11 protein-coding genes are annotated in these 9,434 nt (G+C 72.2%); 5 read left to right on the top strand and 6 right to left on the bottom strand.

Going from position 1 to position 9,434, the window contains the following annotated elements:
• The first annotated feature begins 54 nt into the window (after positions 1–54).
• Genes K8Z49_RS26475 through K8Z49_RS26465 form a run of 3 tightly spaced genes read left to right on the top strand, consistent with a single transcriptional unit; the run spans position 55 to position 2,888 of the window.
• The gene (locus K8Z49_RS26475) at positions 55–930 is read left to right on the top strand and encodes a VOC family protein (protein WP_200871717.1); all 876 of its coding nucleotides are present in this window, start codon (positions 55–57) and stop codon (positions 928–930) included.
• The gene (locus tag K8Z49_RS26470; RefSeq protein ID WP_412515490.1) at positions 927–2,174 is read left to right on the top strand and encodes a carboxylesterase family protein; all 1,248 of its coding nucleotides are present in this window, start codon (positions 927–929) and stop codon (positions 2,172–2,174) included. Before K8Z49_RS26475 ends, K8Z49_RS26470 begins: the two co-directional genes overlap by 4 nt.
• A gap of 51 nt (positions 2,175–2,225) precedes the next feature.
• Positions 2,226–2,888: a GntR family transcriptional regulator gene (locus K8Z49_RS26465; protein WP_412515489.1), complete on the top strand. Its 663-nt coding sequence runs from the start codon at positions 2,226–2,228 to the stop codon at positions 2,886–2,888.
• Between the two features lie 17 nt (positions 2,889–2,905).
• Here K8Z49_RS26465 and K8Z49_RS26460 read toward each other — a convergent pair whose 3' ends face one another.
• Together K8Z49_RS26460 and K8Z49_RS26455 are read right to left on the bottom strand one after the other, a co-directional pair.
• Positions 2,906–3,619, bottom strand: a complete 714-nt coding sequence (locus K8Z49_RS26460) for a class I SAM-dependent methyltransferase (protein WP_412515488.1) — start codon at positions 3,617–3,619, stop codon at positions 2,906–2,908.
• 9 nt (positions 3,620–3,628) lie between these two features.
• On the bottom strand, positions 3,629–4,222 hold the full coding sequence (locus K8Z49_RS26455; protein WP_412515487.1) for a TetR/AcrR family transcriptional regulator: 594 nt from the start codon (positions 4,220–4,222) through the stop codon (positions 3,629–3,631).
• A 51-nt stretch (positions 4,223–4,273) separates the two neighbouring features.
• Here K8Z49_RS26455 and K8Z49_RS26450 point away from each other — a divergent pair, with 51 nt between their 5' ends.
• On the top strand, positions 4,274–5,536 hold the full coding sequence (locus tag K8Z49_RS26450) for an FAD-dependent monooxygenase (protein WP_412515486.1): 1,263 nt from the start codon (positions 4,274–4,276) through the stop codon (positions 5,534–5,536).
• 7 nt (positions 5,537–5,543) lie between these two features.
• On the opposite strand, the gene K8Z49_RS26445 is transcribed toward K8Z49_RS26450, so the two are convergent.
• The 3 genes from K8Z49_RS26445 to K8Z49_RS26435 all read right to left on the bottom strand — a co-directional run bounded on the left by K8Z49_RS26445 (position 5,544) and on the right by K8Z49_RS26435 (position 8,540).
• A complete protein-coding gene (locus K8Z49_RS26445; RefSeq protein ID WP_111830721.1) occupies positions 5,544–7,391 on the bottom strand; it encodes an ABC transporter ATP-binding protein in 1,848 nt (615 codons plus the stop codon).
• 211 nt (positions 7,392–7,602) lie between these two features.
• The gene (locus tag K8Z49_RS26440; RefSeq protein WP_412515485.1) at positions 7,603–8,277 is read right to left on the bottom strand and encodes a hypothetical protein; all 675 of its coding nucleotides are present in this window, start codon (positions 8,275–8,277) and stop codon (positions 7,603–7,605) included.
• Between the two features lie 17 nt (positions 8,278–8,294).
• On the bottom strand, positions 8,295–8,540 hold the full coding sequence (locus K8Z49_RS26435) for a hypothetical protein (protein ID WP_024934254.1): 246 nt from the start codon (positions 8,538–8,540) through the stop codon (positions 8,295–8,297).
• Between the two features lie 100 nt (positions 8,541–8,640).
• On the opposite strand from K8Z49_RS26435, the gene K8Z49_RS26430 reads away from it, so the two are divergent.
• A complete protein-coding gene (locus K8Z49_RS26430) occupies positions 8,641–8,790 on the top strand; it encodes a hypothetical protein (RefSeq protein WP_412515484.1) in 150 nt (49 codons plus the stop codon).
• 79 nt (positions 8,791–8,869) lie between these two features.
• On the opposite strand, the gene K8Z49_RS26425 is transcribed toward K8Z49_RS26430, so the two are convergent.
• Complete coding sequence (locus tag K8Z49_RS26425; protein ID WP_111830718.1) at positions 8,870–9,424, bottom strand: TetR/AcrR family transcriptional regulator; 555 nt, start codon at positions 9,422–9,424, stop codon at positions 8,870–8,872.
• Positions 9,425–9,434: the final 10 nt, after the last annotated feature.

The following is a 9,434-nucleotide window of genomic DNA, read 5'->3' as shown; positions in this document are numbered from 1 at the left end:
GTCTCCGGCCGTCGGACGGGACCGGGCCGGGCCGGGCACCCCACCATCGGTGCCATGACCAGCGACATCCATGGTTTCCATCACACCGGCATCCTGACCCGCGACCTCGACGCCCTGGAGCGCACTTACACAGGGTTCGGCTTCACCCTGAGCCCCCGATCCCGGCACCTGCTCAACGAGCGGCCCGGCGAGCCGCCGGTGCCCGGGTGCACGGCCAACCGGTGCGCGCTGTTCGGCAACGCCTACATCGAACTGCTCGGCATCGTGGACGAGTCGGCGCCCGACCCCTGGCGCACCAAGGCGATCGCGGACGAGTACGAGGGCTTCCGGCTGCTGAACTTCGACACCGCCGACGCCGAGGCCACCGACGGAAGGCTGACCGGGCTCGGCCTGCGCACCTCCGGCGTCCTCGACCTGGAACGCGACGTCGACACCGCGGACGGGACCCGCACCCTGCGCGCCCGCGCCGTGCACCTGGACCCGCGCTCGACCCCCGAGGCGTACGTCGGCATCGCGCAGCACCTCGACCGCGAGTACGTCCACCAGGCGCGCTACCTCGCCCACGCCAACGGGGCGCGCGCCCTGGAGGCGGTGCTGATCGTGGTGGACGACTCCGCGCACGAGCCGATCACCGCCCGGTACGCGGACGTGCTGGCGTGCACGCCGCGGCGGCAGGGCCCGCTCACGGTGCTGGACCTGGCGGACGGGCGGCTGGAGATCCTCCGGGCGTCCGACGCCGGGGAGGTGCTGCCCGGCGAACCCGTCCCGGCCCCGTCCTACCTGGCCGCCATGACCATCCGGGTCGACGACGCGGACGCCGCCCGCGCGCTGATCGAGGACGGCGGCACCGGGACCAGGCCGGCCGGCGACGGCTTCGCCGTGTCCGCCCGGGACGCGCACGGCGCCGCCCTGATCTTCACCGCCTCATGATCGCCGAGACCGTGGCGGGCCGGGTGCGCGGCGTCGCCGCCGGCCCGGTCACCGCCTACCTCGGCATCCCCTACGCGGAGGCCGGCCGGTTCGCCGCGCCCCGTCCCGTCCGGCCGTGGGCGGGCGTGCGGGACGCCTCCGCGCCCGGCCCCGCCGCACCGCAACCGCCGTCCCGCCTGGAGCGCGTGATGGGCGGCTTCGACGTCCCGCAGGACGAGCGGTGCCTGTCGCTGAACGTGTGGCGGCCACCGGGGGACGGGCATCCGGTCCTGATCTTCCTTCATGGCGGCGGCTTCACCAGCGGTTCGGGCGGCCTGCCCTGGTACGACGGCGCCGAACTGGCCGCGGCCGGCGACGTGGTCGTGGTGACGGTCGGCTACCGGCTCGGTGTCCTGGGGTTCCTGCGCCTGTCCGGCGTGGCCGGCGGCAACCTCGGGCTTCGCGACCAGCTCGCCGCGCTGACCTGGGTGCGCCACAACATCTCCGGTTTCGGAGGCGACCCGGGCAACGTCACCGTTGCCGGGCAGTCGGCGGGCGCCCAGTCGATCCTGGCCCTGCTGTCCGGCGGGCACGCCCGGGGACTCTTCGGTCGCGCGATCCTGCAGAGCGCGCCCGCGGGCATGGCTCCGGCCCGGCCGGACGACGCCGAACGCGTCGGCCACCTGCTGCTGGACGCGCTCGGCCTGGAACCCGATCAGGCGTCCCGGCTCGTCGACGTTCCGGTGGCCGATCTGCTGGCCGCACAGGGGGCGGTGGCCCGCGCCACTGCCGCCCCGCACAGCCCGGTGCCCCCGTTCCAGCTGGTCGCCGACGGCGAGCTGGTGGCACCCGATCCGCTCGCCGCGACCGCGGCGAGGGCCGCCGACGGGGTCCGGCTCATGATGGGGACGACCCGGGACGAGGCCGCGGCGTTCTTCGCCGACGACCCGGAGGCGGCCGAGCGGGTGACCGCCGAGATGTTCGTCGAGCCGGCCCAGCGCCTGGCGGAGGCACTCGCCGGCGGCGGTGCCGCACCCTGGCTGTACGGCTTCGACTGGCGCCCGGAGCACGGCCCGTTCGGCGCCTGCCACTGCATCGAGCTGCCGTTCGTCCTCGGCTCGGCGGCCGCGTGGCGGGACGCGCCCATGCTCGCCGGCGAGTTGCCGCCCGGCCTCGTCCGCCGGGTCCGGCGCGTGTGGACGTCCTTCGCCCGCGACGGCGACCCGGGTTGGGAGCGCGGCACCACGCACCGCTTCACCGGCTGACCCGTCCGGCCGGGCGCCGTGACATCGTGTACCGCGTCAGGAGGTGGGGTCGTGGCCAAGGCGGTCGAGACGGCGTACGCGGTGATCCGCGCCGGGATCGTGTCGGGCGAGTTCGCCCGGGGCGACCGGCTGCGGGAGGCCGAGCTGGCCGAGCGCGTCGGCGTCTCGCGGACGCCGATCCGGGAGGCCCTGCGCCGGCTGGACTCCGAGGGGCTGGTCGACTTCGTCCCGAACCGGGGCGCCCGGGTGACGGCGTGGACCGAGCGGGAGCTGGACGAGCTGTACGAGGCCCGCGCCCTGCTGGAGAGCTACGCGGCGAAGCTGGCGGCGTCCCGGATCAAGCGGGAGCAGCTCGCCCGGCTCCGCGAGCTGGCCGCGGAGACGAAGGCGCTCGCCGGCGCCGAGGGCCCGGCGGCCGACCGGCTCACCGAGCTGAACGGGGAGTTCCACCTCACGATCGCCGCCGCCGGAGGGAACGGGCACATCGAGACGCTGATCCGCGGGTTCATCGACGTGCCGCTCGTCCACCGCACGTTCCGGCGGTACGCGCCGGACCGGCTGCGCGCCAGCATGTTCCACCACGACGAGCTGATCGAGGCGCTGGCCGCCGGGGACGGCGACTGGGCGGAGGCCGTGATGCGCTCGCACATCCTCGCCGCCCGGACCACCGTGCACAGCCTCGGAATGTCCGCCGGCCTCCCCGACGAGCCCTGACCCTCCCCGGCGGGTGATCAGCTTGGCTTGCGGGCGAGGATGAGGCGGAAGCGGGGGCCGCCGTCGTCGCGCCGGCCGAGCATGGGTAGCGGGGTCGTCGTCACGGTGAAACCGGCCTCGGCCAGGTCGTCGCGGACCGCGTGCAGGGGACAGGTCCGGTAGTACATGACGAACGGTGGACGCCACACGGCGTTCCGGATGCGCATGGCCAGGTCGAACCCGAGCAGCGCCCAGTACCAGGCCGACCCGACATGTGGTGGCGCGCCGATCGGGAACGCGAACAGGCCGCCGGGCCGCAGCGCGCGATACACCCCGGCGAACACCGCGGACCGCTCGGCGGGCAGGAAGTGCCCGAGCGCTCCGAAGGTGACCGCGAGGTCGAAGTCCTCGGCGAAGGGCAGCGCCCGGACGTCGGCGCGTACCCACTCGGCGTCCGGGTGCGCCCGGCGGGCCTGCGCGAGCATCCCGGCGCTGAAGTCGACGCCGGTGATCCGTCCGTGGCACAGCGGTTCGAGGACCTGCATGCCGGCACCTGTCCCGCAGCACACGTCCACCCCCTGGCCGAACGGCCCGAACGGACGCAGCGCGTCGGCGGTGGCGCCGAGAATGCTTTCGGGGGTGCGAAAGGGCGTGTGGTCGAACTTCGGAGCGAGCAGGTCGTAGCCCCGCTCGACCGAGGACAACGCCTGAACCGTCAGCTCGCGCAGAGAAGGCCCTTGAGTGGAGAACACCGCCCAAGGCTACGGCCCCGGCCGGGCGTTCCCTTGATCGAGGAGTTTCGCGATGCCGAACTCGAACCGCTCGTCGAAGGATTCCTCGGCCAGGACGGGAAACACGCGCTGGAGTGCTGGGCGCCGTCCCACAGCGAGATCGCGGATGGAACGGTCGGGAAGCGCCTGCTCCTCCTGGGTCAGCCCGAGGACGAGGTAGATGAGGCTCCAGCACGTCCAGGCCGCTTCGCGGTCGGGCAGGCCGCCGTCGAGCAGCGCCGCGACGAGCGCCTCGGCGATGTCCAGGGTCGCCGGCTCGGCGGCGTACGTGCCGGCCACCACGGCGGCGCCGTCGCGGTGGGCCAGCAGGGCGCGCCGGTAGCGGCGGGCGATCTCGGCCGCGCGCTCGCGCCAGTGCTCCGGCAGGCCGTCGAGCGAGACGCCGGCGACGATCGCGTCGGCCATCAGCTCCTCCAGCCGGGCCTTGCTCTTGACGTGCCAGAGGACGGTGTTCATCCGCACGCCGAGGCGCCGCGCGATGGCGCGCATGGAGACCTCTCCGGCGCCGTGCTCGTCGAGGACCTGCAGGGCGGCCCGCACCACGTCCGCTTGACTCTTGGTCACTGACCTACTCTAATGGCCGGACGGTATTGGTCAGTGACCAAGGGAGGTTCGATGGAGGACGTCGTCGTGGTGGGGGCCGGTCCCACCGGGTTGTGGCTCGCCGGGGAACTGCGGCTCGGCGGGGCATCCGTCACGGTTCTGGAGACCAGGCGGGAGCGCGACCCCAATTCCAAGGCGCTCACGATCCATCCGCGCACGATCGAGATCTTCGACTGCCGCGGCGTCGCGGAACCGTTCCTGGCGGAGGGCCTGCGCATCCCGAACGGCCATTTCGCCGGGCTGCCGGACCGGATGGACTTCTCCGTCCTGGACACGCCGTACCCGTTCACCCTCGCGCTGGTCCAGGCCCGCACGGAGGAGCTGCTCGAAGCGCGCGCCCGCCGGATGGGCGCGACCATCCGCCGCGGTCGCCGGGTCACCGGCCTGGCGCCCGACGGTGTCGCGCTGGCGGACGGAGAGGTCGTCCCGGCTCGCTACGTGGTCGGGTGCGACGGAGTCCGCAGCACCGTTCGGGAGGCCGCGGGCATCGACTTCCCCGGCACCGACGCCACGACCTGGGGATGGCTCGGCGACGTGGTGCTCGGCGCGCCTCCGGAACGCGGCTTCGCGCAGGTCTCCGGCGCGGACGGCGGCCTCATGATCGTGCCGCTGCCCGGCGGGATCCACCGCCTCGTCGGCGGGGACCCCCGCACCAACCGGCCCGAATGGCCCGGCGAGCTCACTCTCGACGAGCTGCGGTCGACGGTCCGGCGGATCGCGGGCACCGACTTCGGCATGCGCGACCCGGTCTGGCTGTCGCGCTTCGGCAACGCGACCCGGCAGGCCGCGACCTACCGCAAGGGCACCGTGCTGCTGGCCGGAGACGCCGCCCACATGCACTTCCCGACCGGCGGCGTCGGCATGAACGCCGGCATCCAGGACGCCCACAACCTCGGCTGGAAGCTCGCCGCCGTCGTCACCGGCCGTGCGGACGAGGCGCTGCTCGACACCTACCACGAGGAACGCCACCCCGCCGGCGCGGACCTCCTCGAACACACCCGCGCCCAGACCGCGCTGATGACGACCTACTCTCCCGAAGGACTGGCACTGCGGGCGGTGCTGAGCGGCCTGATCACCACGGCGCCGGACATGTCCCGGGAACTCGCCGAACGCCTCTCCGGACTCAGCGTCGCCCACGCGACCGGCAAACGCGTCCGCAACCTACGGCTGCCGGACGGCCGCACCCTCTTCGAGGCCCTGCGCACGGGAGCCCACGTCCAGACCGAAGCGGGCCGGGTCCGCCCGGACGGCCATCTGGCGCCGGCGGTCCCGTGACACCGCGTCAGCCGATCGGCGACTGTGATGCCGGGTCGTGCCGGGCGGCGGGCACGATGTCGGGGGTGGCGTCCTCGGTGAGGAAGCCGCCCGACTGGTGGTGCCAGAGGCTGGCGTACGGGCCCTTGGCCTGGAGGAGTTCCCGGTGGGAGCCGTCCTCAAGGACGCGGCCGCGGTCGAGGACGATCAGGCGGTCCATGCGGACGACCGTGCTCAGGCGGTGGGCGACGACCAGCGCGGTGCGGTCGCGCATCAGGCGCCACAGCGCCTCCTGGACGAGCAGCTCGCTCTCGGAGTCCAGGGCGCTGGTCGCCTCGTCGAGCAGCAGGATCGGGGCGTCCCGCAGGATGGCGCGGGCGAGCGCGACGCGCTGCCGCTGGCCGCCGGAGAGCTTGACGCCCCGCTCGCCGACCAGCGTGTCGAACCCGTCCGGGAGGCTCTCGACGAACTCGGTGACGTGCGCCGCCCGCGCGGCCTCGAAGACCTCGGCCTCGGTGGCGGCCGGGCGGGCGAACGCGATGTTGTCGCGCACCGACCGGTGGAACATCGCGGGTTCCTGCGGGACGTAGGCGATCAGGTCGCGCAGGTCGCTCTGGCGCAGCCGCGCGATGTCCTGGCCGCCGACGAGGATCCTGCCGCCGTCGACGTCCATGAGGCGCAGCAGCAGCCGGGTGAGGGTGGTCTTGCCGCCGCCGGACCGGCCCACCAGGCCGATCTTGGCGCCGCTCGGGATGTCGAGGTCCAGCCGGTCGAACAGGGGCGGGCCGTCGCCGTGGGCGAAGAGCACCCGCTCGAAGCGGACCGACGCGTCGGCCGGACGCGACGGGAGCGGATCGGGCGGGTCGACGACGGTCGGCGGCGTCAGGAGCAGCTCGGTGAACTGCGCGGCCTCGGTCAGCGTGCTCTCCAGCCGCCGGTACACCTGGTTGAACTCGAACATGATCCGGGTCGCGTTGGTGTAGTAGGAGAACGTCACCACGATGGCCTCCACCCCGAGCCCGCCGCGCAGCGTCACCGCGACGAGCAGCCCCAGGGCGCCGGTCAGGATCGACATCGGGGCGACGACCATGTCGACCCGCAGGTTGCCGTAGTCCCAGGAGCGCAGCGACAGGCGGTGCTGCTCGGCGGCCCGGCCGCGGAACTCGGCGGCCTCGCGGCGCTCGGCGGCGAACGCCCGCACCGTCTCCATGTTGGTCATCACGTCGGCGACGTGGCCGGACACGCGCACCTTGGCCGCCTCGCGCGCGTCCACCAGCGCCTGGCGGCGGCGGATGAGCGGGGACGCGACCAGGCCCGTGAGGACGATCAGTCCCACGAGGACGATGACCAGAAGCGGGTGGTACCGCCACAGGATCACCGAGGCGAACGACAACGGGATCACGTTGGCCATGACCGAGAACGTGAGGGTGTCGGCGAAGTGTTCGAACCCGCCGGAGAAACTCAGGATCCGTTTCGTCAGTGAACCGGCGAAGTTGTCATGGAAAAAGGCGGCGTCCTTGGCGAGCAACTCGTCCATGCCGGCGATGCCGAGCCATTCGATGCCCCGGCCGTTCGTCCGGTTGAGGTAGTGGAGCCCCACGCGCCACAGCGCCTCGCCCGCCAGGCCCAGCCCGGCGAAGCCGAGGACGAAGGGCAGGAGCGCGGCGAGGTCGCCTTTCCCGCCGCCGGCGAGATGTCCCACCAGAGCCGCCACCACCAGCGGCGACACGTAGAACAGGCTGATGTTCCCGAGCGATGGGAAAAGCAGAGCGGGAAGCGAGATCCGCCACTGGCGGCGCAGCTCATCGCAGTAATAGCGCAGGGCCAGCAGAACCGCTCGTCGCCGGGTCGACTGGCCGTCCTTGGAGGAGCCCACTCGTAATCCCAGCACAGCCGCCCACCCCTCTACACCGCCGCCCTTCCATGCTGCCCGAGGTCACCGAGATCAGGCGAATGCTTTTTCGGCGGCGGGGGCCGAGTGTGGTTTTGGTCCGGGAATTTCGCGGTAAAAACCCCTGCTCTGCCGTCCGAAGGAGGCGGCAGAGCAGGGGCCGACCGCGCTTTCGCGGAGAGGTGGCGGACCCGGATCATTCCCCGTCGAGGCGGGCCGAGAACTGATCGACGGTCCTGGCGCGTTTCCAGCCGGTGGGCAGGTCGGCGGCCTCCGCGCCGACGCCGAACATCCGGGTGTCGCTCCGCCCCTGGAGCCACATGCCGTCGGTGTACGGCGCGTACAGGCGCGCACCCGCCGGGATGTTCGCCGGACGCACGACGGTCTCGTCGGGCGAGGGGCGCCAGGTGGTGATGTCGTCGAGCACCGCCACCACCTTGGCCTGCGGGTTGAGCGCGGCCAGCTCGGCGGCCGGGGTGGCCCCGTCGGTGTAGACGGAGACGTAGACCCTGCCGCCCGTCACGTCGCGCTTCTTCCCGTCCAGCACCTTGTCGACGTTGATGACGAAGGTGACGTAGCCGTCGTCTGTCGGGGTGGAACCTGTGACGAGCCGGATGCCGTCCTCCACCTTCGTCAGCGTGCCGGTGACGATGAGGTCGGCCTTCTTCCTGGCGTCCGCCGGTGACGTCAGCGGGTCGTAGTCGACGTGCACGCTCCCGGTGGCCAGGTCGGTCAGCGCGCGAACGGAGCCCGAGTCGCGCGTCCCGCTCACGACGGCGGATTCACCACCGGATTCACCGCCGGAGCAGGCGGTCGCCGAGAGCGCGAGGCCGGCCGCGACGATGGACACGACGACGATGTTCGCCTTCATCGTGACGTCCCCTCGGCTCAGTAGGCCTTGTTGATGTGGCTGCGGTCGTGGGCGGTGTAACTGCGCCAGACGATCGAGCGGCTCGGGACCTCACCGGTCCTCATCGCGCATTTGTGGGAGCCGCTCGCGTGGTGGTCGAAGCCGATGGTGTGCCCGATTTCATGGACGGCCGTCTTGCGGTAGTCGTACCAGTCGTCGGTCCCCTTGGCGAGTTGGGGGAAGTCCATCCAGATGGTGGCGCTGTCGCACTTGGGGCCGTTCACTCTGGTGCACCTCGTCACGCCTCGCACAGACCCCGCCAGGTTCTTCACCTTCCAGAGGACATCGGTGTGAGGGCCGCACGCGCTTTCGTATTTCGCGCCCATGTCCGTGGTGTTGGCCAGGCGGTTCATGCCCCAGACCGCGGAGGTCCTGCGGGCGCTGGACCAGCCGCCGCCCGCGATGCAGTACGTGTGGGTGGCGTTGTCGGCCAGCCGTGTCTCAGGGAACGGGGTCGCCTGCGCCTGGACCTGAACGGCCATCAGGGACCCGGATGTGTTTAGTGCGCCATAGAAATGGAGCGCCGTACCTGCCCGGCGCGGGGCGTGGGCGCCTAGTCGTCCGGGATGAGGCCGAGGGCGACGTCGAGCGCGGCGGCTTGGAGCTCGTCCTCGTCGGTGACCGTGTCGCGCATGGCGAAGTGCGCCATGTGCAGGGTGAAGATGGACAGGCGGGCGCGGATCTGGTCGGGCAGGCTCGCCTCCTCGTCGGCCAGGAACGCGGCGAACGACTGCATGAGCGTGCGCAGGTTCGCGCTGCCCTTCAGATCCCGTATGGCGGGTTCGTTCTGCTGCATGAAGTGGATCATCTCCCGGCCGGGCCCCTGGAAGATCTCGGCGTAGCGGCGCACGAACTCCCGCCGGGACGCCGGAGTCGCCTCCTGCCCGCGGGACCACTCCAGCAGCTCCTCGGCCTCGGCGTGGAAGTCCTCGAAGAGGCTGGCGACGATGTCCTCTTTGGTCTTGAAGTGGTAGTACAGCGCCGCCTTGGTCACCTCAAGGCGTTCGGCGATCTCGCGGAGCGAGGTCTTCTCGTAGCCCTGCTCGGCGAACAGCTCCAGCGCCACCTTGCGGATCTGCTCGCGGGTGTCGCTTCGACGGCGGGTCATCGCGTCCTCC

Origin of the sequence: Actinomadura madurae (assembly GCF_047130825.1) — a bacterium.
GTDB classification, from domain to species: Bacteria; Actinomycetota; Actinomycetes; order Streptosporangiales; family Streptosporangiaceae; genus Spirillospora; species Spirillospora madurae.
This window is presented reverse-complemented; position numbering and strand designations above follow the sequence as displayed.

Coding starts and splice junctions, on each gene's coding strand:
- K8Z49_RS26475 (WP_200871717.1), top strand. CDS start 55: ATGACCAGCGACATCCATGGTTTCCATCACACCGGCATCCTGACCCGC.
- K8Z49_RS26470 (WP_412515490.1), top strand. CDS start 927: ATGATCGCCGAGACCGTGGCGGGCCGGGTGCGCGGCGTCGCCGCCGGC.
- K8Z49_RS26450 (WP_412515486.1), top strand. CDS start 4,274: ATGGAGGACGTCGTCGTGGTGGGGGCCGGTCCCACCGGGTTGTGGCTC.
- K8Z49_RS26440 (WP_412515485.1), bottom strand. CDS start 8,277: ATGAAGGCGAACATCGTCGTCGTGTCCATCGTCGCGGCCGGCCTCGCG.
- K8Z49_RS26430 (WP_412515484.1), top strand. CDS start 8,641: ATGTCCGTGGTGTTGGCCAGGCGGTTCATGCCCCAGACCGCGGAGGTC.
- K8Z49_RS26425 (WP_111830718.1), bottom strand. CDS start 9,424: ATGACCCGCCGTCGAAGCGACACCCGCGAGCAGATCCGCAAGGTGGCG.